The 24424-nt window shown below is 43.9% G+C and carries 23 protein-coding genes; 19 read left to right on the top strand and 4 right to left on the bottom strand.

Annotated features, from left to right (window positions below; translation table 11 throughout):
- Nucleotides 1-216 precede the first annotated feature (216 nt).
- The 7 genes from SOO65_RS15915 (at nucleotide 217) to SOO65_RS15885 (ending at nucleotide 5422) form a co-directional block, all read left to right on the top strand.
- Complete coding sequence (locus tag SOO65_RS15915; protein WP_321392486.1) at nucleotides 217-546, top strand: hypothetical protein; 330 nt, start codon at nucleotides 217-219, stop codon at nucleotides 544-546.
- Nucleotides 547-752: 206 nt separating this feature from the next.
- The gene (locus SOO65_RS15910; protein WP_321392483.1) at nucleotides 753-2024 is read left to right on the top strand and encodes a porin family protein; all 1272 of its coding nucleotides are present in this window, start codon (nucleotides 753-755) and stop codon (nucleotides 2022-2024) included.
- A gap of 115 nt (nucleotides 2025-2139) precedes the next feature.
- Nucleotides 2140-2442 carry a hypothetical protein gene (locus SOO65_RS15905; protein WP_321392480.1) on the top strand — a complete coding sequence of 101 codons (303 nt, stop codon included), beginning with the start codon at nucleotides 2140-2142 and terminating at the stop codon, nucleotides 2440-2442.
- Nucleotides 2443-2549: 107 nt separating this feature from the next.
- On the top strand, nucleotides 2550-3359 hold the full coding sequence (locus SOO65_RS15900; RefSeq protein ID WP_321392478.1) for a TIGR02147 family protein: 810 nt from the start codon (nucleotides 2550-2552) through the stop codon (nucleotides 3357-3359).
- Nucleotides 3356-4210 (top strand): hypothetical protein, encoded by an 855-nt coding sequence (locus tag SOO65_RS15895; RefSeq protein WP_321392476.1) that lies wholly within the window; start codon nucleotides 3356-3358, stop codon nucleotides 4208-4210. The genes SOO65_RS15900 and SOO65_RS15895 overlap by 4 nt, the downstream gene beginning before the upstream one ends.
- A 198-nt stretch (nucleotides 4211-4408) precedes the next feature.
- Nucleotides 4409-4975, top strand: a complete 567-nt coding sequence (locus SOO65_RS15890) for a hypothetical protein (protein ID WP_321392473.1) — start codon at nucleotides 4409-4411, stop codon at nucleotides 4973-4975.
- 156 nt (nucleotides 4976-5131) lie between these two features.
- Nucleotides 5132-5422, top strand: a complete 291-nt coding sequence (locus tag SOO65_RS15885) for a hypothetical protein (protein WP_321392470.1) — start codon at nucleotides 5132-5134, stop codon at nucleotides 5420-5422.
- A 51-nt stretch (nucleotides 5423-5473) separates the two neighbouring features.
- Here SOO65_RS15885 and SOO65_RS15880 read toward each other — a convergent pair whose 3' ends face one another.
- The 3 genes from SOO65_RS15880 to SOO65_RS15870 form a co-directional block, all read right to left on the bottom strand.
- Entirely contained in the window at nucleotides 5474-6700 is a 1227-nt protein-coding gene (locus tag SOO65_RS15880) for an isocitrate dehydrogenase (NADP(+)) (protein WP_321392467.1), read from the bottom strand.
- Nucleotides 6701-6800: 100 nt separating this feature from the next.
- The gene (locus SOO65_RS15875) at nucleotides 6801-7445 is read right to left on the bottom strand and encodes a hypothetical protein (RefSeq protein ID WP_321392464.1); all 645 of its coding nucleotides are present in this window, start codon (nucleotides 7443-7445) and stop codon (nucleotides 6801-6803) included.
- Complete coding sequence (locus SOO65_RS15870; RefSeq protein WP_321392461.1) at nucleotides 7445-9583, bottom strand: S8 family serine peptidase; 2139 nt, start codon at nucleotides 9581-9583, stop codon at nucleotides 7445-7447. The genes SOO65_RS15875 and SOO65_RS15870 overlap by 1 nt, the downstream gene beginning before the upstream one ends.
- Nucleotides 9584-9746: 163 nt before the next feature.
- Here SOO65_RS15870 and SOO65_RS15865 point away from each other — a divergent pair, with 163 nt between their 5' ends.
- The gene (locus SOO65_RS15865; RefSeq protein ID WP_321392458.1) at nucleotides 9747-10460 is read left to right on the top strand and encodes a response regulator; all 714 of its coding nucleotides are present in this window, start codon (nucleotides 9747-9749) and stop codon (nucleotides 10458-10460) included.
- Here SOO65_RS15865 and SOO65_RS15860 read toward each other — a convergent pair.
- Nucleotides 10444-10932, bottom strand: coding sequence for a universal stress protein (locus SOO65_RS15860; protein ID WP_321392455.1), 489 nt, complete (start codon nucleotides 10930-10932; stop codon nucleotides 10444-10446). The two genes, SOO65_RS15865 and SOO65_RS15860, sit on opposite strands and share 17 nt — an antisense overlap.
- A gap of 209 nt (nucleotides 10933-11141) precedes the next feature.
- On the opposite strand from SOO65_RS15860, the gene SOO65_RS15855 reads away from it, so the two are divergent.
- The 11 genes from SOO65_RS15855 (at nucleotide 11142) to aceA (ending at nucleotide 24401) form a co-directional block, all read left to right on the top strand.
- Nucleotides 11142-11738 (top strand): hemerythrin domain-containing protein, encoded by a 597-nt coding sequence (locus tag SOO65_RS15855; RefSeq protein ID WP_321392446.1) that lies wholly within the window; start codon nucleotides 11142-11144, stop codon nucleotides 11736-11738.
- Between the two features lie 24 nt (nucleotides 11739-11762).
- A complete protein-coding gene (locus tag SOO65_RS15850; protein ID WP_321392444.1) occupies nucleotides 11763-12302 on the top strand; it encodes a DUF4383 domain-containing protein in 540 nt (179 codons plus the stop codon).
- Between the two features lie 56 nt (nucleotides 12303-12358).
- Entirely contained in the window at nucleotides 12359-13648 is a 1290-nt protein-coding gene (gene egtB / locus SOO65_RS15845; RefSeq protein ID WP_321392441.1) for an ergothioneine biosynthesis protein EgtB, read from the top strand.
- Nucleotides 13645-14616 carry an L-histidine N(alpha)-methyltransferase gene (gene egtD / locus SOO65_RS15840; protein WP_321392438.1) on the top strand — a complete coding sequence of 324 codons (972 nt, stop codon included), beginning with the start codon at nucleotides 13645-13647 and terminating at the stop codon, nucleotides 14614-14616. Before egtB ends, egtD begins: the two co-directional genes overlap by 4 nt.
- Nucleotides 14617-14622: 6 nt before the next feature.
- Nucleotides 14623-15165 carry an SOUL family heme-binding protein gene (locus SOO65_RS15835; protein ID WP_321392435.1) on the top strand — a complete coding sequence of 181 codons (543 nt, stop codon included), beginning with the start codon at nucleotides 14623-14625 and terminating at the stop codon, nucleotides 15163-15165.
- A gap of 8 nt (nucleotides 15166-15173) precedes the next feature.
- Entirely contained in the window at nucleotides 15174-15719 is a 546-nt protein-coding gene (locus SOO65_RS15830; RefSeq protein ID WP_321392432.1) for a hypothetical protein, read from the top strand.
- Between the two features lie 478 nt (nucleotides 15720-16197).
- A complete protein-coding gene (locus SOO65_RS15825; RefSeq protein ID WP_321392429.1) occupies nucleotides 16198-17619 on the top strand; it encodes a TolC family protein in 1422 nt (473 codons plus the stop codon).
- Nucleotides 17612-20803, top strand: coding sequence for an efflux RND transporter permease subunit (locus SOO65_RS15820; protein ID WP_321392426.1), 3192 nt, complete (start codon nucleotides 17612-17614; stop codon nucleotides 20801-20803). Before SOO65_RS15825 ends, SOO65_RS15820 begins: the two co-directional genes overlap by 8 nt.
- A 2-nt stretch (nucleotides 20804-20805) precedes the next feature.
- Nucleotides 20806-21408 carry a TetR/AcrR family transcriptional regulator gene (locus SOO65_RS15815; protein WP_321392423.1) on the top strand — a complete coding sequence of 201 codons (603 nt, stop codon included), beginning with the start codon at nucleotides 20806-20808 and terminating at the stop codon, nucleotides 21406-21408.
- Nucleotides 21409-21483: 75 nt separating this feature from the next.
- Nucleotides 21484-23100 carry a malate synthase gene (locus SOO65_RS15810; protein WP_321392421.1) on the top strand — a complete coding sequence of 539 codons (1617 nt, stop codon included), beginning with the start codon at nucleotides 21484-21486 and terminating at the stop codon, nucleotides 23098-23100.
- Nucleotides 23101-23123: 23 nt separating this feature from the next.
- Nucleotides 23124-24401, top strand: a complete 1278-nt coding sequence (aceA, locus tag SOO65_RS15805; protein WP_407677019.1) for an isocitrate lyase — start codon at nucleotides 23124-23126, stop codon at nucleotides 24399-24401.
- Nucleotides 24402-24424 lie beyond the last annotated feature (23 nt).

Below are 24424 nucleotides of genomic sequence, written 5' to 3'. Positions count from 1 at the left end.
AAGCTAATAGTACACACTCCCAGAAAAAACTCAAAGAAACCTTGTTAAGCTTGTATAAAGTTCACAGGATTAAGTACGTGAGATAAATGGGTCTTTATTCCAGTTCCAAGGGAAAGAGCTTAACGGTTATTAATCTGGATGAAGAGTTTACATACGCTCTGGAAAAAAACTCAAAGCTACTTTATTAAGCTTCTATAAAGTTTAGAGGATGAAGTTATGAGATGGATGAAGCTCCTTGAGCGATACTCACTAGTGAAGCGCCCAACATTGAAGGTGGTAAATCCTCGCGTGGGAACCTGTATTATTCCTCTAAGCCAGGACGACAGTGAGATCTTCTTCCAGTATTTAACCAATAAAATTCATTCGCTCTATTTCGAGGGCACCGAGGGTCAACTCACGAGTATTATCAATAAGCTCAAGGAAGATCAGGGCTTTACTATCCAGAAGATGAAAACCTCCATTGGCCGCGGTCGTGAGAAGCTAATGCTTCTGCATCTGAAGTTTCCCAATGATGTCGAAATCCGAAGAGTCATCAAACTGAGTTAAAAATCTACAGGCCCTCTCACGAGGGCCTTTCTTTTTGGGGTGATTCTCCCCGAACTTAATCAATTTTAATGGCATTCAATCTGCATCTGACTTCCGAGTCATTAAAGGAGTCAGTGTTGCATAAAATCCTTGTCCTCTGCATCTTTCTGAGCCTCAATTCCTTTGCGCAATCATCCATGTTGCAACCACCTCGCATGTTACGAAACATGACGGATCCATTGGACATGCAGGAGCAGGAAGAATCCCCTGAGCAGCAGGATGTTAAGGAACTCCGCAAGCATGAGGATCGACAACTTGAAACTTGGGGAGCGATTGATCCTGGGAAGGGTGTGCTTCTGGGGAAGAATGAGGCAGGCAGTATCAACCTAAGTTTCTACATGTTGGCCCGTTATATGAATCAGCAGCCTCCCAGTCAGAGCTACCATGATCACTTAGGTAATAAACGAAATGTTGATACCCGAAATGATATCGAACTTCACCGTGCTATTATGTGGCTTCGTGGTTGGGCCTATGATCCGAAACTTGATTATGTCCTGCAATTTTGGACAGTGAATACATCCAAGACCATAAACATCATTGGTTCCATTGCTTATAACTTCGACAAAAAATTTGTACTGCAAGCGGGGATTGATGGATTGCCAGGTGCTCGTTCACTCAATGGTCAACACCCATATTTCTTAAGTGGTGACCGCTTTATGGGTGATGAGTTTTTCAAACCGGGCTTCACCATGGGACTTACGGCCCGGGGACAGCTCACAGACATCTTATTTTATCGTTTAATGGTGGGGAACGCTCTGAGTGAGGTTGGTATTAAGGCCTCGCAATTCACGCGTAATATGGCCTACGGCGGAAGTGTTTGGGTACTTCCGACTGGAGAGTTCGGACCTCGCGGTGGATATGGTGACTATGAAATGCATGAAAAGATCACCACACGTTTTGGTGTTTCGGCCACTCAAAGTAGAGAAGATAGATTTGCTCAACCGGATATCAATGATAATCCTAACAACACCCAGATTAATCTTTCGGATGGTGTGAACCTCTTTTCCGAAGGTTCACTGGCTCCAGGAGTGACAATTCAGAGAGCGAACTATTCGATTCTTTCGGCGGATGCTGCCGTTAAGTATCGCGGTTTCTTTTTCGATGTTAACTACTATTGGCGCTGGTTAGATGGATTCAAAAAAAATGGTCCAACTCCACAGGATAATATTTTTGATCACGGCTTCATGATGCAAACGGCCTATCAGATTGTGCCTCGTAAATGGGAGATCTATAGTGCCTATACTTATATCTGGGGGGAGTTTAATAACCCTTGGGAAGTGGTGGGGGGATTTAACTACTATCCTAGAAATACCAGAAATTGGCGTTTGAATGTAATGGTGAACCACGTTGAACAGACACCACTGGGAAGCTTCTTTGGGTTCTATACCGCCGGTCAAACCGGGGAGACGGTGGCCCTTTCAACCGACATTTTCTTTTAACTGTTTAGAATTTAGACAATGCCCTCATGTCCTTTGGAATTTATTTCAATCGAACCCATAAATAATACTTGTACTGATAAACTCCTCCTGATCATTCAACCGCTAAGGAGTTCTTATGAAATTCGTGCTAATCGCTCTTGCTCTAACTTTCAGTGTCTCTTCTTTCGCTAAACACGAGAAACTGATTAAGGCCTGTGAAGGTGCTGCTATTGATATTCTTCAAGAAAGAGCTGAAAAGCTAGGTGACGAAATGATTGTTGAAAGTATCAAGGTTGATGAAGTTGATGCTCGCGCCTTAAACCCTTTTAAATATGTGTGGTTCAAAGGAAATACTGTGAAAACTGGTGAAGAAATCATTCTTCTTATGCAGAAGCCGATTGGTGGCGAATGTCGCGCTTATTCGACTTTTTACCGTTAATTAAGTCACTGAAATTATATCAGGCCCGATGTGTTTCATGTAAATGAAACACATCGTTTCAAATAATCTTGTTTTGCCTGTAATTTCATCCTATTGTCCTATAAACCATGGACGAGCAATTAGCGATTCAAAAACTTTTAAGAAGTCATCTCCTTGCTGCTCAAAGCAAGAATCCGAAGTTTTCTCTTCGCTCGTACTCACGCAAGGTCGGCATTCATCATGGAGCTCTTTCTGCCATCATGAATGGCAAACGAAATGTTTCAAAAGACCTGGCCGAAAAAATCACGCGTAAACTTTTAATCGATCCTCAGTCTCGTAATGAGATCCTGAATCTCTTCCCGGAAAAAAGAAAATACCGAACAGTTGAAGAGATGGAGCAAGACGAAGCGGCACCGAAGTATCTTGAAATTGAGGCCTCAACTTTTAAGCTCATGGCCGAGTGGGAACACTTCGCTGTCTTATCTCTCATCAAAACCGATGATTTCATCAATGACTATGGATGGATTGCCAGTCGCCTCGGTATTTCAAAGTATCGCTCTCAAGAAGTGGTTGAGCGTCTTCTCGATTTAGGTTTTCTTGAAATCAGGAAAGGCGAGCTTGTCCGCGTGCAGGCGAAGATCAGGTCATCCGATGATACCGTAAGTTTATCAGTCAGAAAGAGCCACGAAGAAAATTTGGAACTTGCTAAAGAATCACTTCACCGTGATTCGATTCAAGAACGAGACTTTACTTATATCACGATGCCTGTTGATCCATCTAAGATGGCACAAGCAAAAGAAATGATCCGAAAATTTCAAGACGAACTCTCAGACGTCTTGGAGTCAGGCGAGAAAAAAGAAGTTTATCGCCTGGCAGTTCAGTTTTTCCCGCTAACTAAATTGACCCAACAGAATCTCTCAAAGGACAACTTACAATGAAAAAACTCATTGGCATCATGGCCCTCACAACAAGTCTCTTTGTTCATGCCGGCGATAGAGTAGGGAATGGTGGGGACGTCATCGTTTGTCCAAATTCCAGAACTGTGGTTCTCGATATCTTTCAAGGAAGTGTAGATTGGGGATTTGAACCAATCATGAGGGAAGGATCAAGAACTCAAATCATCTCTGAAACGCTTAAGTCCTTTTCTGCAGTTGATCCAGTGATCGCCTCGAAGCTTCTTGATCGTGCTCTAGAGATGGAGAAAGAAATTATGAGTCTCGAGAAGTCTCCTCTTAGACGCTCAAAACTTGTGAAATTTACGACTAATAATCTCATTAATATTGCTGACGAAGGTATTGCTGAACTTCCGCCTGGTTGTGAAATCGTTCAAGCTGCCACTCAGAACCAAAAACCTTTCCCGGGGGAAGTGAAGTTTACGTTTCAAAAGAACATCTGGATGTCACTTGATACCGACGTACAAACGTCTTTGATCCTTCATGAAGTGGTTTATGAGCACATGATTGCCATGGGTGAGCTTTCTTCTCGAAGCACTCGTTATTTTAATTCTGCTCTTCACGCGAACTATCTTCAGAACGTGAAAAATTATTTCGAAGTGTCGATGCTCTTCTCGAATAAGAATCTTCAAATCCTGGTTGATGGAAAATACAGAACATTCGGTGAGAAAGGGCTGTGTAAAATTAAAATGAATATCCCTTCTCATGATGAATCAAGCCGCGAAGGAGTGACTATCATGGTTGGTCGTCAGAACATCATCACCCTTGAACCGAATTTTAATGGTGCCATGAAGCTTTTCTGGGAGAAGTATGCATCTCAAGGCGCCTGCGATTAATCATTAAATTAAAGAGTTACCTATGAAAGGGCCGCTTTATGCGGCCCTTTTTATTTGTGTGTAATTTTTAGGTGTTTCAAAGAAGTGAAACGCTTTGAAACGGATCGTTGCAAATTCTATTGAGAGAATGGGTCGCCTTTGGTTAATGTGCACTTACCAACCAAGTTCTCGGAAGAGAATTAACCAACAGGAGATCTTATGAAATCAACTCTCGCACTTTCACTTATGATGCTTGCTTCTTCAGCTTTCGCTGGAATCAGCTACTCAAACACAACTGACATCTCTACAGCTCACTCAAACATCCGTCTTTCAGACGTTCGTTTCGTGAACCTTCCTTCTAAAACTGAAGTAAGAGAAATTCCTGGTTGTAACCCAAATGGCGAAATCACAAGAGTATGTACAGAAGTTGTTGTTCTTGAAACAGCTCCAGCTGTTCAAGTTACTGTTTCTTTCCGTGACGGTGTTAACCAGTCTCCAGATATCCAAGAAGGTTATACAACTCTAAATTTAGATCCAGCTGCTTTCTCTGGTGCTGATCTTGCTGCTCTTGAGAACGCTCGTTTCTCAGCTCGTAAAGCATGGGCCGCTAAGAATCTTTCTCTAGCAACTGCTCTTGTTACAAGATCAATCCAAGTTGTAGATGTTCGTAACTCTACAATCTGTCCTACAACTGAAGCAGGTACAACAGTTCCTGGTTGTGTTGAAGACATCCGTTACAGAACTGCTTCTACAAGAGTTCGTGAAGTAACTGTAAACGCTAAGTAATTAGCGCCAATACTCTCACAGTATGATTGGGGTCCCGAATGGGGCCCCTTTTTTTGTCTAAAATTTAGTCAGTCAGCACTTCCTCTTTGAAGTATTTTCAAATGCACACCCTTTATGTTTGTGAATGTTAAAGTTCCCAAAAATAAAGGAGTTATTATGAAATGGATGATGATCTTATTCGTGTTGGCCTTCAGTATGTCTTCTTTTGCAACTAGAGATGACAGGCTTGTTGATCGCTGTGTTTTTCCAGCAATTGCGGCACTAAATTACGAAGCTCATAAACTGAATGAAACTTTTATGTTGGGCTCAATCCGTGTTTGTGGGATTGATTCCCGCAAATTGAACCCTTACAAGTATGTTTGGTTTTGTGGTGAAACGAAACAAAGTCAACAGGAAGTAAAAGTGTTACTAAGGTCCGTCATGGGTGGGTCTTGTAAGCGTATTTAAGAGTTCAGATAAAAAAAAGGCCCTCTTGCGAGGGCCTTATGCTTTCAGCAATTAAGCTTTAAGTTTCTTTTGAAGATTCTGATTGATAGCTTCAAGGAACTGCTCAGTCGTTAAATACTTGTCAGCAGTTACTTTATCACCGTGAATACAAGCAGCAAGATCTTTTGTCATTTTGCCTTCTTCAACAGTTTGGATACATACAGCTTCAAGTGTTTCACAGAAAGTTTGAAGTTCTTTGTTACCATCAAGTTTTCCACGGTGGTGAAGACCACGTGTCCAAGCGAAGATAGAAGCCATTGGGTTAGTTGAAGTTGGCTTACCTTGCTGGTGCATACGGTAGTGACGAGTCACTGTTCCGTGAGCAGCTTCTGCTTCAATTGTCTTCCCATCTGGAGTCATAAGAACTGAAGTCATAAGACCTAGTGAACCGAAACCTTGAGCAACTGTATCTGACTGAACGTCACCGTCGTAGTTTTTACATGCCCAAACAAATCCACCAGACCACTTCATACAAGCAGCAACCATATCATCGATAAGGCGGTGTTCGTACACGATGCCTTTAGCTTCGAATTTCTTCTTGTAATCTTTTTCGTAGATTTCATTGAAGATATCTTTGAAGCGACCATCGTACTTCTTAAGGATTGTGTTTTTAGTAGAAAGGTAAAGAGGCCAGCCTTTTACAAGCGCCATGTTGAAACATGACTCAGCGAAACCGCGGATAGACTCGTCAGTGTTGTACATAGATAGAGCAACACCTGGACCTTTGAAGTTATAAACTTCCCACTCTTGAGTTTTGCCATCTTCGCCAATGAAACTCATTTTTAGAGTCCCTTTACCTGGGATAACAGTGTCAGTAGCACGGTACTGGTCACCGAAAGCGTGACGACCGATTACGATCGGTTGAGTCCACCCTGGAACAAGACGAGGGATGTTCTTAATGATGATTGGTTCACGGAAAACTGTACCATCAAGAATGTTTCTGATTGTACCGTTTGGTGATTTCCACATTTGCTTAAGTTTGAATTCTTCTACGCGCTTTTCATCTGGAGTGATAGTCGCGCACTTGATACCAACGTTATACTTTTTGATAGCTTCAGCAGCTTCAACAGTAACTTTATCGTCAGTAGCATCACGGTGTTCCATGCCTAGATCGAAATACTTAATATCAAGATCAAGGTAAGGAAGGATTAGTTGTTGCTTAATGAATGACCAGATGATGCGAGTCATTTCATCGCCGTCTAGCTCAACGACAGGGTTTGCCACTTTAATTTTTGCCATAGGATTCTCCAAGGGAACGAGTGAATTGGAAGTGGCTTCTATTTTGTGGAAAAAACGGGAATTTGTCGAGGATGTGCGCCGCGTTTATTGGCAGAAAAGCTTAAATACCTTGCTGATGAGGGCGAACCACCTCGAGTTGGACCTCAAATCCACGATCCTTTAAGTCTGAATAGACCTCTAAAACCTCGGTTTGGGTACTTTGGACGCTTAATAACTTCGCTCCAGGGGAGTAGTAGTATTCCTGAAAGCCCAGGCCTTTTACTTCTGAACGGACGGACTCAGTGGCGTTATCAACATGAAGAATAGATGAAATAGGGTGAAGCTTTCCAGTTGAAGGAGAGTAAGCAACTGGTAGAAGGGCCTTATCACCATTTGAACGCACAAAAACAAAGACGCTGTCTTGATAAAGAATCTCTCCCATCGTGCTCTTGTAGTTTTCTTTTGGTATGGCCCCGACATTTGAAATAAACACATGACCGCGAGTCAGTTTATAGCTGGGGTCTTGTTGAAAATCTTCTGCAGTTCGAGGAGAGACTCGCTCACGAACTTTTCTTTCGACTTGTTTGTATGAAGTATTTTGCTTGGCCGGAAGAAGGACTGTTTCTTTTTTAGGAGTCGGTGGCGTTGCCTGACTGGCGATCTTTCTTACTGGCGCCGGAAATTCGGTTTCTACCACCGGCCCTTGTTCTTTAAGGGCGAGATAGATCACTGCGAGACTTAAGGTGAGGAAGAAATATTTTTTCATCAGTAGTCCGGCACCCAGCTCTTCACTTGCACCGTAGACGAATAACCCTGATTACTTACCGCGCGAACGCTGAGGTAATATGTCTTGGCGTCCTCAAGAGTAAGACCTGTTACTTGAAGAGTCGTATTGGCGGTTCCAATTGAGTACCAGGCCTTGGTATCTGACCCCCCTGGAGTCGTTCCTACCGCCACTTCGTAGCGATTAAGATTTGATTTTGAAATCGTGTCAGCAAATGAGAAGACTGGTGAGGTCGTGGCCGATGTTGAACCACTCGGCATTGAAAGCATCGTCACAGGATAAGGCTTTAAAAGGTCCGAGCTACTTTGGTGACCATGAACCAGAATTTTCCAATTTAAGAGACTACCAGTTCCGGTAATTGTTCCATCGTCCTTAGTCGTGATCGCGCTACTACCATCCACGATTTTAATTCTCCAGTAACCCAGAGAACGTTCGCCGTAAAAGGCGTTTGAGAGAAGGAGAGTGTTGGCATTAAGGCCAAGCGAATAGATGTTACTGTTCGTATTAAGTAGTCTACTTTCAGTTCCACTCGGAGACACCAGATGCACGGCCAAGTCACCGGGCCAAGTGTGGTTAGTCGTAATTTGAATTTGAATCGCTTCAATAAGAAAGTTATGTCCCACCCAGATTCTGTCTTCGACACCATTAGCGTCTTCATCAGGAATGGCAAGATTGATTGCGCCTGAGTCGTAATACCATTGATCCGGATTAGGAACAGTATTGAGGGTCTTTTCGTAAGTTCCGAGAGAGTTAGTGGCAAAGGCCTGAGCAGTTTGAACTGCACGAAGAGCATTCACACGACCAAAACCATACCAGTTAGAGAAATAGAAACCGGCAGCGTTGCGAGTCCATTTATAATCGTACACGTAATTTAATAGATTAAATCCCCACGGATGAGCAATTGAATTGTTGAGAGGATCATAATCTATGGGATCAGAAGTCAGAGCGAGGATATGTTTAATTTCGCGCCAATTAAGATTAGGGTTCGCCTCTAACATCAGTGCCACGACTCCTGAAACCACTGGAGCTGCAGAAGAAGTTCCGTTGAAGAGACTGGTATAATCACAATAAGGATTCAGGGCATGAGAACCAAAGTTAAAATAACTATAGTTGTAGTTACGATAACTGTCTCCAGAACTACAACCAGCGATGTCGGTTGTGATCATGGCCGGTTCATCAATACCAAATTCGCCACCTGGGGCACTTACCCAAAGACCACTTCCTGGAGTAGAGTAGCTTGAACTAAGTCCAAGTGCATTCACTGCTCCCACTAAAATCTTATGAGGGCTTGCTTGATCTTCACTTGAGTTGGAATTACCTGAGACCTTCATTTCACAGCTAATCGCCGGACCTGAACAAAGATCATAGTAATCGGTATAACTGTTACCTGCGGATTGAACGTAGATTGATCCCTTGCCGGATCTCTGAGTCGTCGCCCCATATTCAAGCTGAGTGAAGATTTTTGGATCAACATTGATAAAGTCTGTTCCGCTGTAACCATAGCTGTAATTAAAAACATCAAAACTACCGGACATCTGGTCCAGTTCTCGTGCGAGCATGGAAGCGTCAGTTTCACTCGAAGAGTATTCAAATATATATCTGAAGCCCGCAAATTTTGCTGAAGGAGCAATACCGCGGGAACCAATTCCATTCCATCCAATTGCCGCAATAAGGCCTGATGTGGCAGTACCATGGGCCTCGCCATCTGATGGATAAGGAGAAGCTCCCGCCCAACGAGAAGGCTGAGTGAAGACATAGTTTCGGTGTTCAGTACTTAAGGTGTTCCCGCTTAAATCTGCGTGATCAATATCCACACCGGTATCTGAAACTGCGATGCGAACATTCTTACCTTTGATATTGAGAGAGCTGTGAACTGTTTTAACTTTGATATCTTCGCCGGCCTTACCACCGCTACCACTGAATGAAGACTGTCCGCGATTTTCTAAATGCCAGGCATAGGTGGCCAGGGGATCTTCAGTTCCCGTACTTGCATTGCCAGTCGTACTACCGCCACTACTGCCGGAAGTTTCTCCTGAGCCGAAATTTGGTTTTGTGATGTTACCTTCGTCTTTCACACAACCAAAGGCGAGGAACATCACAATAAAAAATCCAATCCGCATAGATAGATCGTCCTCTTAGTCCTATCGGCTATTTGCATGTCTTTCTGAATGAGATTAAACAGGATGTTTTTAGTCGACTTAAACCAGAAATTGAGGGGTTCGGCCGATTAAATCACTCATGAAAAAATTAGGGATTTTTAAATAAGGTGCCGAAAGAGGGTGCATGAAAAAGATTCTGTTTATCGAGGAAGAGAAAGAACTTCAATCTGTGATTCTAAAACTATTTCCGAAAGATCAGTTTCGAGTGATTGCTGCTCAAGATGGAGTCGAGGGACTTCAGAAGTGTCGAAATGAAGAATTTGACCTCATCATCCTGGACTATCAGATGCCGAGATTGGATGGGCTTAGGTTCTATCAACAGATTCGAGAGCGCGGTGACGATACTCCCATGCTTTTCACCACAGCCTACGTTGAAGAGATGAAGCAGAAAGGTCTCAAATGGGAAAAATATGAAGTTGTCGAGAAGCCATATGAAGCATCGGCCCTCCTGCAAAAGGTGAATAAGCTCCTAGGTATAGGAGCTCCGGTTAAATCGGATAAGTTGATTCTAAATCCGGGAGAAATACTTTTTGATGAAGGTGATGAGGCCAATAGCATTTACTTCATCGTGAGTGGCGTGATGAAGGCCTCAAAGAAAATCAGTGATGGTTCTTATAAAGAACTCTTTCAGCATGGGACGGGCGACTTGATTGGTGACACTTCAGTCATTAATGGCACCCCCAGAATCTTGAGAGTAGAGGCGATAGAAAAAACTGAATTGGTGATCATTCCTTCTACGAAAATTTTGTCTATCGTAGAAGGGCAACCCAAATGGATCAAGCTCATGCTCGAAAGCATGAGCCGTCGGATTGATGCCGGAGTTAAGCAGATTTCTTAAGCGGCCTTGTCTCTGCTTTTGCTTCAGGTCTGACCACAAACACATCACAGGGTGCGAATTTCACCATGTAATCGGTGAAGGAACTGTGGAATAGCCCTTCAAATCCATGTTTTCCTCTCGTGGCCACCACCACCAGGGACGCATTCCGGTTTTTCAAAATGTCGATAACTTCTTCCTCCGGATGAAAATCTTTGGTCAGCTGAAATGACGTTTCTCCGCGAAAATCCGCAGGAAGGATTTTTCGGGACTCTTCTCGTAAGAACTTTTCTAACGCCGGCATCATGTCGTGATAAGTCTCCTCATCTGGTGTTTCAATCAGGCCAAATTCGAGGGGTGTAATGTTCTTTTTTACGATGTGTAAAAAGTGAACGCTTTCGACGTGGGAGAAATCAAACTTTCTGCCCCATTCATGCATCGGCGCCAGTAATTCTTCTTCGAGGGGAAGTGCCACTACAATTCTTTGAGGACGCATAGAGACCTCCTGAAAGCAGTATTATCTCACTAGTTATCAAAACAAAAAACAGCGTAAGCTAATGAGTCTTGTATTGGGGCAAACCTCCCTCAGGTAATAGGTGAATCACTGCTTCACTCCCAACTTTCCATAACTTCGTTAACTGCGACATTGGCAAGCTACATGCAATTTAAATAGATGCCTCAATGCGAGATAAGGAGTAGTTGACTATGAAAAATGAGAGTGTGGGAATTCAGGATATAAACGTGATTGATTTGATCCTGATTGATCACCGATACATTAAAGAATGCGTTGAAGTCATGATTGATGAGAAGGCGGATAAGCGCCAAAAAATGTCTCTCGCCAAAGGTTTTTTGGAAGCGGTCCATATTCATTCTCAGACTGAGAAAAAGGCGATCTACGCCCCATTAGTTAGTAATGAAGAACTCCATTTCAATATTCTTGAGGCCGAAATTGAACATGGAATTATTGATCAAAAAATTCGTTCCATTAAAGCGAAAATGGCCCGGGCCCGGGTCTTAAGAGACGAGCATGAGGCCGAATTGAAAGTATTGGCCGAACTCATTAAGAAACACATCATCGAGGAAGAATCGGAAATTTTACCAAAGATCATGGAAGCGGTAGACGACGCTACTCTTACCGAGCTTGGTATTCATTATATGAAGTTAAGAAAATTTTCCCCTCGCGATTTACAAGATTATCCTCAGCTGCAGGATGAGCTTATCGAGTGGAAAGACTCTATACAAAAAGTTTCAAGCGAGTTTTTGACCAAGATGGACAAATTCGTGGAGAACTTACAGCACTAGTTCTCCCGTAAACAAGGAGGAGTTATGGCAACAACAATGCATCCGGGGTCACATCATCTGGTGGCACCTAGAAGCTTAACTCAAAAAGTTTGTATCGGTGTTGGTATTGCTTTCGTAGCGGCCGGATTGTTAGGTATTGTGTTCCCAGGTCTCATGGCCATGCATCTAAGCCTCGCTCATAACATCATTCACCTCGCTTCAGGGGCACTTGCCTTGTGGTGTGGTTACTCTGATGATCCGAAGAAGGCCTATAGTTTTGCCTTCGGCTTTGGTGTGGTCTACGGAATTTTAGGTTTGGCCGGTTTCTTAATCGGTGAACCTGGTTATCCAGGAGTAGGTCACATGGAGGCGGATGAGAATCTAATGCGAGTCATTCCTAATGTACTTGAGTTAGGAACAGTCGATCATATTGTACACATTGCAATTGCGGCAGTGTTACTTCTCAGCGCATACAACTGGATTAAGCATCGAGATGTTGACGATGGCACAAGCGGCATTATCAAAACTCAGGCCCGCGTTGATCGTGACCTAAACCGTCGTTCAGACTCGGAAAGAAGAGTATAAGCTTATTAGACCAAACCGGGAGAGTTTCCTCTCCCGGTTAGATTCACGGAGCGACCATGGATCTTTTGAGAAGTCAGGAAAGGTTTTCAGAACGTGAGGCAATGGTTCGTCGTTTTGAGGCCGTGAGAAAGGCGACCGAAGACTTATGTCTTCCGCTGACCCATGAGGATTTTGTGATCTCTGTTACTGATGATACAAGTCCACCTAAATGGCATCTTGCTCATACCACCTGGTTTTTTGAAAACTTCGTGTTGAAGAAAATTGATCCTCAGTATGAGCCATTTCGAAACGAATTTCATTTCCTGTTTAATTCTTATTATAAATCTCTTGGCTATTACCTGCCTAAGGTCAAGCGTGGGGTCTTATCGAGACCTACCGTTCATGAAGTTCAGGAATATCGCCGGGCCATCACGAAAGAAGTGATGATGGAAGTGATGAGACTTTCAGATGAGAAGTTTAAAGAGATTAAAGAGTGTCTGGAACTCGGAATTCAGCATGAGCAGCAACATCAGGAACTTCTCCTGATGGATATTAAACGAAACTTTTATGAGAATCCGATCAGGCCCAGGTATCATCCAGATCATTCACATGGGCCATATGAGTCCTTTGATGTGAAATGGCATAATCTGGCCTCAGGGCTTGCGAAAATCGGAGTGGATCGAAACACCCATGAGTTCGCTTTTGATAATGAGAAGGACCTCCATAATCAGTGGATTGAAAGTTGTATGCTTTCCTCTCATTTGGTCACAAACGATGAGTTTTTGAGTTTTATTGAAGACGGTGGTTACGATAATCCTCTCCTGTGGTTGTCCGACGGTTGGGACGTTAAAGAAAGAGAGAAGTGGTCAGCACCTTTATATTGGGAAAGAGATGGGCAAAACTGGTGGTCATTTACTTTAGGTGGAATGATGCCTTTGGATCTTGCCGCGCCAGTTGTGCACGTGAGTTTCTATGAGGCCATGGCCTTTGCTCACTGGAAAGGATGCAGGCTTCCGACAGAATTTGAATGGGAAGTCGCCGCCAGATCAGAACCGAGTGAATGTACGTTTCTAGAAGATGGATACTTTGAGCCCGAGCCATCACGTGATGATCATGAATTGTATTCTCAGATTCATGGTTCGGTCTGGGAATGGACTCAGAGTGCATATCTTCCTTATCCTCGTTATGAGAAATTTCAGCACGGTCTTGCCGAATATAATGAAAAGTTTATGTGTAATCAGTTCGTTCTTCGTGGAGGTAGTTCGATCACACCGAGGTCTCACTATCGGGTGACTTATCGAAACTTCTATTACCCTCATATGCGTTGGCAGTATTCAGGAATACGACTTGCAAAGGATTTAGCATGAAGACAGAATTTGATTCCTCTTACATGGACCTTGCCCCTCAAAGTAGTACGCTTCTTTCTGAAGTTCTGGTTGGACTGTCTAAGCATCAGAAGAGCATTCCCCCGAAATTTCTTTATGATAAGGCAGGATCAGAGATCTTTGAGAAGATCTGCGATCTTCGCGATTATTATCCGACTCGTGCTGAGAAAGAAATTTTACAGACCTATGCGGGTGAAATGGCAGAGATGATCGGACCTGGTGCCCTCATCATTGAACCGGGAAGCGGGGCAGGAGAAAAAGTCCGCTATCTTTTAAAAGAACTTCAAGACCCATCTGGATTTGTTCCCATCGAAATAGAAAGAGAAATTCTTCTTCGCATGACCAGTGAATTGATTGAAGAGTTTCCTGATCTCAATATTACTCCTGTCTGTGCAGATTTCACCCAAATGTTACAACTTCCCATTACGGTGGGCATGAAAAACGGTAAGAAGGTCATTTTCTTCCCGGGATCAACCATTGGAAATCTTTCCCCTGAAGAGGCAATTGATTTTCTCACTCAGTACGGTGAGATGCTCTCAACTGGTGGTGGCTTTTTAATTGGGGCCGATCTAAAAAAAGACAGTGCAACTTTGAAACGGGCCTATGATGATTCGGAAGGTGTCACTGCCGAATTTAATATGAATCTTTTAAGACGTCTCAACCGTGAAGTAGGTGCGTCCTTTGATCTGAATAATTTTGAACACGAGGCCTTCTATAACGAAGATATGGGCCGAGTCGAGATGCATCTTAAGAGTAAGGTCCCTCAACTGGTACGAATCAATCGCACGGTTTTCCGCTTCAATGAAGGTGAAACCATTCACACTGAAAACTCATATAAATATTCTGAGGATGAATTCGCTGAGCTTTGTGCTCATGCGGGACTGGTACTTAGAAAATGCTGGAAGGACTCTAAGAATTTGTTTTGCGTTTATTACTTTGAAAAAGAGTGAGGACGTATGAATTCAGTTTTATTGTCTCTCTTAAATTGGAAGGCCCAAGAGGAAGCGAGATTTACTCTCATGATGTCCCAGGGACCTTTTGAGGTAAGGCTCTATCAAAAACTCCTTTGCGCCAGGGTCTCTCTGGAAGGGAGTTTTGAAGAGGCCATAAAAAATGGGATGAGACATATTACGGAGTATCTTGAAGGAACAAACTTTAAGGTAGAAAAGATTCTTCACGCTGGACCTTGCTTTCATTTGAATAAAGTAGATCAATGGGACGTGGGAATGATACTTCCGCCAGAGATGGATATTCTGAATGTTCCGAAACCGATTTCTCGTTTCATTAAGATAGAAGAATGGGCCCCATGCACCGTAGGTGTGCTTCGATTTAGAGGAGGAGTCACTCCGGAGATCTTTCAACGAAAAGGTGAAGAGCTAAAACGTTGGATTAAAAAAAGAGGATTTAACTTTCAAGGACCTCTTCGAGTTTCACGAAATGATTTCTTATTACAGTTTCCTTTTTTTCGTCCTAATGAAGTTCATTTGGACATTATTTAAGGATCAGCATGCGTTTGTTTTGGTTTTTTTTTATCGTGATCATGATGGTCTCCTGTGGAAGCGGAAAGAAGGTCTCGGATCAACCGGCCGATGATACGATGACGCCGCCATCCGAGCAGTCGGCCATAACAAAACAAGAGTCGACAGAGATTGCTTTTAAGAAAGGAAGTGGTGACTTAACTCCACAGGCGAAGAAAGAGTTGGAGCGCCTCTATGAAAAGTTCAATCACGATGGAGTGAGCAAGGTCAAGGCCGTGACATGGGGAGATTTAGAATATCCCTCTGTGCATAATAGTAAAGACATCGAGGACGACACGACACTCGTTGTGAAGCGAAACATGGAGCTTGGAACATATTTAAAGAAGCTCACCGAGAATGAAAATATTGAAATGTTTAATATGGCGGAACGATCTGCCGCAGTTAATAAAATTTCGACCGATGAAAACATCAAAGTTTCTCTCGAGTCAGCTGGAATTCCGAACACCGATACAGCCGTTAAGGTGCCAGGGAAGGCGTCGAAATCCATTGTGATTTTCATCAAGGAAGAAGAGTAGGTCGAGAGACCAGGGGGCCTTCGGGTCCCCTTTTTTTAAAACTATGAATATCTACAACTGTCGGTTCTTAAAACCACTTCGTATTAATGCCATCGTCCTTTACCCTTTTATCCTCTATTGTGATAAACACCCCGATGATGATTTAAAACGGCATGAGCATGTTCACATTGAACAGATTAGGCGTGACGGCTTCTGGAAGTTCTATGCTCGCTACCTTTGGCAGTACTGGAAGGGAAGGCGATTGGGGTTGTCCCACTTTGAGGCCTACCGGAATATCTCCTATGAACGGGAAGCCTTCGGAGATGAACAAACGCGGACAAAAGTTGCCAGTTCAAATCGCAGATAAAATTTTCTTAAGATTGAACCCCTAGAAATTCCTAGCATTTGTCACATTTTGGAAAACGATGTTGCGTTAAACGAGCGTTTGATTTAGATTTAATCAATCGATTTAATCATGCGATTGACCATGAGGATTTATATGAGATTTCAAAGACTTGGATTACCTGCACTACTGCTATTGTCTAGCATCCCCGTAGCTCAAGCGCTCACTTTGGAGGAATACCTAACCGAAGTACGCGAGAGAAACGGCAACTTCAAGGGATTAAATATCTCTGTGAAGGCCAAAGAAAGTCGTAAGGATGAGGCGACTTTATTCTTCAAGCCGTCATTCTTTTTGACGGGCGAGTACTCAGATGACCAGAGACCAACTCTGGCCCCTGCGTTTCAAGGTCAGCAGACCATGAGACACACACTGCGTGGTGGTCTCTCTCAGAATTTTAGAACCGGTACGAAGGCCGCCATTTCGTACAACTACTATCAGACCAAAATCAATGGAACTGAGGGTGGGCTTGTAAGAACTCCGAAGTTCTTCGATGTGGCACCAACGCTCGAGGTGACTCAGAGTTTGTGGAGAAACTTTTTAGGTAAAGAGTTCGAAGCAAATGAAGCTGTTCAACTTGCGCAAGTTGAGGCCCAGCGTCTGAATGATCAGTTTACTTATAAACAATTGAGCATGCAGGCCGAGAACGCTTACTGGCGTTTGTACTTTGCTCAAACGACTTTGAGAGTTCAGGAAGAATCTTTGGCACGTGCGCGTAAGCTCCGTGACTGGAACAAAGGCCGTTTCTCAAGCAACCTGATTGATGAATCAGATTTGATTCAATCAGAAGCAAACCTTCAAAACCGTGAGATTGAATATCAGGACACTCTTTCTGATATCAATGCCGCTCAAAAAGAATTCAACTCTCTTCGCCAGTCGGAAGGAGAAGTGAATCTTGAAGGTACTAAAGGAAAAAGTAGCTCATACATTTTAGATGCAACTCTTCCAACAAAGATGAAGATGAGAGAAGACGTTCGTGCCGCTCTTGCAAATACAAAGGCCGCTCAAGCGAACTCAGCTTTAGGTGTTGAAAGAAACCGTCCAACTTTAGAGCTTTACGGGCAATACTCAATCAACGGTCGTGACAAGTTTTACTCAGAGGCGACAGATCAGGCCTTCGGAGCAACTCGTCCTTATTCAATCGTAGGTGTTCGTTTCTCAGCTCCGCTAGATTTTGGTGCTCAGAGTGAATACAGAAAGGCCTACGCTCAGGAATCAAAGGCAGCAGAACTGACTTATCAACGTCGCCTGTATGAAGTTGACCGTAACTACGAAATCCTTAGTCAGCGTTTTGAAGATTTCAAAAAGCGTCTGAAACTTGCCATCAAGTTTGTGGAAGTACAGGACAAAAAATATAAAACTGAACAACGCCGCTACCAACAAGGTCGTACAACGACCTTCCAAGTGGTGCAGTTTGAACAAGATCTTGCCAACACTGAGCTAATTAGACTTCGTTACGAGCGTGATCTCATTCTCGTTTACAACGAACTGAAACTCTTCTCTGGAGAAGAATATGAGTAATAATGACCTGAAAGATACCTACGTTGATAAGGGTGGTTGGTCATTTGCCAAGCTCTCTATTAACCGTCCCATTTTCATTACCTGCGTGGTCCTTGTAACGATGATCACCGGATATCTCTCAATGAGAACACTTCCGGTGGACTTGTTCCCGGACGTAACGTTCCCGGTAGTAACAGTAACGACTCAGTACCCTGGTGCTGGTCCTCGTGAAACAGAGATGCTTATCTCGAAAATTTTCGAGGAAGAGTTCTCAACTATTTCTGGTGTAAAAACCATCCGTTCTATTAACCAAGAGGGTGTATCGATTGTGGTAGCAGAATTTACGTTCTCTACTGATATTAAATACGCCGAACAACAGGTTCGAGATAAGGTGAGCTCAGCGAAAGCTGATCTTCCTGATGATATCGAAGAGCCGGTGATTCGTCGTGTGGACCCTTCCGATCAGCCGATTGTAACGATCGCTTTGACGGCCGATATGACAGAGGCCGAGCTTTACGACTTGGCCAACCTCACAGTGAAGCCAAAAATCGAACAGGTCAACAACGTTGGTCTCGTAGAAATTATGGGTGGTCGTGAGCGTGAAATCCGTGTGGACCTTGATTTAAATAAGATGAAGTTCCGTCAGGTTTCTGCGATTCAGGTTGCAGACGCTCTAGGTAAGGCGGGTTCAAACATTCCATCTGGTAAGATCGACGTTTCTGCTAAACAAGAAACAGTATTCAGAACACTAGGTGAGTTCCAGACGATTGATGAGATGAAGAACACAATCGTTCAATTCCTTGGTAACGATGTTCCTATCGTTCTAAGTGACGTTGCAACAGTTCGTGAAGGTCTTGAAGACGAGAAGAACATTGGTTATGTAAACGGTAAGCGTTCACTTCTTGTTTCTGTTTATCGTCAGACTGGTGCTAACACAGTGGCCGTGGCCGATAACGTGGTTAAACAAGTTGGTCTATTGAATGCCAATCTTGCTAAAGGATCTAACAAGGCCGAACTTACAGTTGTTCGTGACGGTTCAAAAGCAATTAAGGACAACCTTTTCGACGTACAAGAGTCAATTACCATCGGTATTATTCTAACGATCATTGTGGTTTTCTTCTTCCTTGCTTCGTTCCGTTCAACAGTTATTACATCTCTTGCTCTTCCTAACTCACTTCTAGGTGCCTTCGTGCTTCTAGCGGTTGCTGGTTATACCATTAACGTAATGTCACTTCTTGCCCTTTCATTAGCGGTAGGTCTACTTATCGATGATGCGATCGTGGTTCGAGAAAACATTTTCCGTCACATGGAAATGGGTAAAGACGCTCGTACAGCGGCACTTCATGGTACTCAAGAGGTGATGCTCGCGGTTATTGCAACGACGTTTACAGTTATCGCCGTGTTCGGTCCGATTGCCTTCATTTCAGGTGTAGTAGGTCAGTTCCTTAAGCAGTTCGGTATGACAGTGTGTTTCGCCCTCATCATTTCGATGTTCGATGCGATCACAATTGCTCCAATGATGTCAGCATACTTTGCTGGTAAAGGTGGACACGTGAAACCAGGTCAAGGCACAGGCTTTTACGACAGAACAGTTGGTAAAATGCTCGCATGGTTCGACCGTTTCCAAGGTAAACTGGAAGACTTATATGTTTGGATTCTAAAAGTAACTCTTAATAACCCAATTAAGATGATTCTTGGTGGTATCCTGATTTTCGCATTCAGTATTTATACTCTTAAATTCGTTCCTAAGACCTTCCTTGCCGCTCAAGATAACGGTGAATTCTCCGTGAACCTGGATCTACCTCCTGGAACCAGCCTTCGTGAGATGGAGCGTGTTGCGAAAGAAGTTGATACTGTTATTCGTGGCCACAAAGAAGTTGCGGTAAGCCTTCTGACTGTTGGTACGAAAGATGGTGAAGCGAACAAAGCTAACTTCTACGTTCGTCTCGTTGGTGCTAAAGAAAGAAAAGTTAACACCATTCAATTCAAAGACATCGTTCGTAAAGAGCTTCAACCGTTCTCTTATGCTAACGTTCAAGTAAGTGACTTTGACCAGGTTGGTGCCGGTCAGCGTCCATTCAACGTAAACATTCAGGGTAACGACGAAAAACAACTGGCAGAAATTTCTACTCAGGTGTTCGAGAAGATGAAAAATCATCCGGCACTTCTTGGTGTGGATCTTTCTTACCGTCCAGGTAAGCCAGAGTTCCAGGTAATTCCTGAGCGTCTACAAGCTGAAAGACTTGGTATCTCGACAAACGTTCTTGGTATGGAGCTTCGTACGCTGATGGAAGGTCAAACTCCAGCAGTATATCGTCTGAAAGGTGAGGAGTACGACATCCGTGTTCGTCTTCGTGAAGACCAACGTAATCTTCAGAAAGAGTTTAACAACATCTCTATTCCAAACATCAACGGCCGTATGATCCCGCTTAAGACCGTGGTTGAAGGTGTTGAGACAACTGGTCCAGCAAACATTACTCGTCAGGACCGTGCCCGTTATTACCAGATCTCGGCGGATATTGCTCCAAATGGTCCAGGTATGGGTGGTGCGATGACAGAAGTGGCCCGTATTTTCAAAGAAGACATCAAGCTTCCTGAAGGCATGAGCTACAAGTTCGTAGGACAAGCTGAAAACTTTGGAGAAATGATTGAGAGTATGGCGATCGCTTCTGGTCTGGGTATTCTTTTCATCTATCTGGTTCTAGCGTCTCTATATGAATCATTTGTGACTCCGTTTACGATCATGCTCGTACTTCCACTTGCGATGTGTGGTGCTTTCTTTGCTCTTGCTCTAACTGGTGCTTCTCTGGATCTCTTCTCGATGATCGGATGTATCATGCTTCTTGGTGTTGCGACTAAGAACTCCATTATCCTGGTGGACTATACCAACCAGCAGATGGAGAACCACGGTATGTCTCTTCGTGATGCGATCTTACTTGCCGGTAAAAACCGTCTTCGTCCGATTCTTATGACTTCATTTGCGTTGATTGCTGGTTTCGTGCCAATTGCAGTTGGTCTGAACGAAGCTTCAGCTCAAAGAACAAGTATGGGTATTGCCTTGATTGGTGGTCTAATCAGTTCGACTCTTCTGACTCTAATCATCGTACCTGCCGCCTATACTTACATTGAACGTTTCCGTCTTTTTGTGAACAGAATTTTTTCCAAACTGACAGGAGCAGATACTAACGTACAGAAGGTAGAGTAGTTATGTCAGAACAAGACACAAGAAGTAGAATTATCGAGGCCAGCACTTATCTATTCGGGTTGAAGGGGTATGACGCCACTTCAACTCGAGAAATTGCTCAAAGAGCGGGAGTGAATATTGCTTCGTTAAATTATCACTTCAAAAGTAAGCAAGGTATCCTGGAAGAAGTCACAGGTTGTGTTATTGCAGAATTTAAAGACAAGGTTCAAAAGCTTGCTGAGAACAAAGATCAATCTGCCTCGGAATTTGCATTGTCGATTTATGAAACAATGACAGAAGACGAGATCAAATTTTTGAATCACTTCAAACTCTTTCTCGGGGCAGGTACTCCCTGCCACGAGTTAGATACTTCTCCGATCGGTTGGGAGCATTTGTCGTATTATCTTAAAAAAGAACTTGGTACCAATGTTCCTGACTCAGAGATGATCTGGGCAAGCAGTGTTATCTTTACTTACATTATGCACGTTGCTGTCATGTCAGCTTCGGTTGTAGGTAAGGAGCACATAAATAAGTTTCTGCCTCAAGGTAAAGCGGCATTCCCGATTTACATCAGGCAGTTAGTTGAGACCATCGTAAGAGATCTTAACACTCGTTATTCAGTTTAATTCAGCACGTGCAACAAGGCCCTCGCAGCTTGACTGAAAAGTAGACTCGTCCGTTAATGAACACGGAGGTTTTCTATGAGTACGATCAACATCGGCGAGGGCTTCTCGTTCCCAAAAAAATTCTGGGAAAGCGACTATCAAGAACTCTTTCCCCCGGAATTAATAAAACTCCTCAAAAATTTACATGAACGATTAAACCCCGAGAGGCTAAGGCTTCTAGAGGCCCGTAAGGTGCGCCAGGAGCACTATGATCGTGGTGAGGTGCCAGAGTTTCTGGATCGCAATTCAGAGGCGGTAAAAGGCAGCTGGAAGGTCGCACCCATACCTCGCGAATTACTTTGTCGTCGAGTTGAAATCACAGGACCCGTGAATGTTCCTAAGATGGTGATCAATATGCTCTCCCGGAATGAAAAGGGGGAGCGCGCGGATATGGCGATGCTCGATTTTGAAGACTCGATGAAGCCGAGTTTTCAGAACGTGCTCGATGGTTATAAGAATGTGATTCTCGCGGTTCCTGGGAAGCTCACGTATTTCACCGAAGATAAAAAGTATCAATTAAATCCCAATGACATGGCCTATGTAATGGTTCGTTGCCGTGGACTTCATCTGAATGAGACCAATATCAAGATTAATGGTGAAGAAATTTCTGCGGGTCTTTTGGATTTGGCTGTTTGTTTCTTTCATACTGCCCGACAGTATCGTCTTCAGAATAAAACTCCTAAGTACTATGTTCCTAAATGCGAGCATTATCTTGAGGCCCGTTGGTGGAACAATCTTTTTGTGGAGTTGGAACGTGCTACTAAGTTTCCAATCGGAACTTTGCGAGCGACCTTCTTGATTGAGACCTTGCCGGCGACTTTTCAAGTCGAAGAGATCTTGTATGAGCTTCGTGATCACGCGGTTGGATTAAACGTTGGCCGTTGGGACAAAATTTTTAGTGACATCAAAGTTCTTCGCAATCATCCAGAGCGAATCATGGCCGATCGAAGTTCCATTAATATGGAACGCTCGTGGATGGAAAATTATGCCAAGCGGGTGATTAAGATTTGTCACTCACGAGGGGCCTTTGCCATGGGCGGGATGTCGGCCTTTACTCCCGGGAAAAGTCCGGAACTTCGCCTTGAACAAACTCAAAAAGTGAGTGCTGATAAAAAGCGCGAGGCCGATTGGGGCCATGATGGTTGTTGGGTCTCTCACCCATACTTTATTGGCGTTGCTATGAATGCCTTTAAAAATGAGAATCAGCTGAAAGAGACCTTGCCGGATTTTGATAAATACTCAGACATCCTTCCTCGAAGCGAAGGACCGCATACTATTGGCGGACTTCGAACCAATGTGCGTGTGGGGATTGCTTACATGCACGGTTGGATGAAGGACATTGGGTGTGTTGCCTTTGATAATTTGATGGAGGATCTCGCGACCTTGGAGATTTCTCGAGCGCAGGTATGGCAATGGCTTCATCACCAGATCACTCTGGATGACGGAGTGCAGGTGACTAAGAGTTTGGTCGCTTCCATTTTTGCGGATGAGTTTCAGAAAATTCTCGAAGAGATGAAGCATGAAACTCCGGAGAATCGCCACCGCGAGCTTTTTGTTGAATTAGAAGAGGCGAGAGATATGGCCTTACGGATTTTTACACAGGATGAACTTAGCGATTTCTTAACAACGACTAGTGAACCAGTTGAATATTAAAAAAGGAATTGTGCATGGATGCAATGATGAAAGCCGCGAGTGAAATGAAATCCAACTGGGCCTCTGATCCACGCTGGAAAGGAGTGACCCGCACTTACTCCCCGGAAGATGTCCTAAAACTTCGGGGCTCAATTCAAGTTCAACACACTCTCGCTCAAATGGGTGCCGAGCGTTTGTGGGAACTCATGCAAAAGGAAGATTACATTCACGCTCTCGGAGCTTTGACTGGTAATCAGGCCGTGCAACAAGTCCGCGCAGGTCTTGAGGCGATTTATCTGAGCGGCTGGCAAGTCGCCGCCGACGCAAATTTATCCGGTAACATGTATCCAGATCAAAGTTTGTATCCTTCAAACTCTGTTCCGGCCGTGGTTCAAAAAATCAACCGAGCTCTCATGCGCGCCGATCAGATTGAGTTTTCTGAAGGAAAGGTCTCCCGCCACTGGATGGCCCCAATCATCGCAGATGCCGAAGCAGGCTTCGGTGGACCACTCAATTCCTACGAACTCATGAAAAGCATGATCGAGGCCGGTGCCGCCGGTGTTCACTTCGAGGATCAACTCGCTTCAGAGAAAAAATGCGGTCACTTAGGTGGAAAGGTTTTAATTCCTTCTTCACAATTTATTCGCACCCTCACTGCCGCTCGTTTAGCTGCGGACGTGATGGGAGTTCCAACTTTTCTTATCGCTCGAACTGATGCTCAGGGCGCTCAGCTTTTAACTTCTGACGTTGATGAGCGCGATCGTCAGTTCATGACCGGCGAACGTACTTCAGAAGGCTTTTATAAAATCAAATCGGGCCTTGAGGCCGCGATTGCTCGTGGTCTTGCGTACGCGCCGTTTGCCGATCTCGTGTGGTGTGAGACATCCACTCCCGATATCGATCAGGCCCGCCATTTCGCTGAGGCGATTCGTAAAAAGTATCCAGGCAAAGCTCTGGCCTATAACTGTTCTCCTTCATTTAATTGGAAGAAAAATTTGAGTGAGGATCAAATCGCTCGCTTCCAAAAAGAGTTGGGTTCAATGGGCTACAAGTTTCAATTCGTAACTCTGGCCGGTTTCCATTCTTTAAACCATGGCATGTATGAACTTGCTATGGATTACAAAGAGCGTGGCATGACCGCCTATTCAAAACTTCAGGAACGCGAGTTCGCGAGTGAAAAATTCGGTTACACAGCCACTAAACACCAACGCGAAGTAGGGACAGGTTACTTCGATATGGTGAGTACAGTGATTTGTAACGGTCAATCTTCTACACTTGCTTACGAAGGTTCAACTGAACGCCAACAGTTTGCTCAACACTGAGATTTTAATGGCGGAGTCATTCG

Origin of the sequence: Peredibacter starrii (assembly GCF_034259205.1) — a bacterium.
Taxonomy (GTDB): domain Bacteria; phylum Bdellovibrionota; class Bacteriovoracia; order Bacteriovoracales; family Bacteriovoracaceae; genus Peredibacter; species Peredibacter starrii.
Note: the sequence above shows the minus strand (reverse complement) of the source record. Positions and strands in the feature narration are given on the sequence as shown.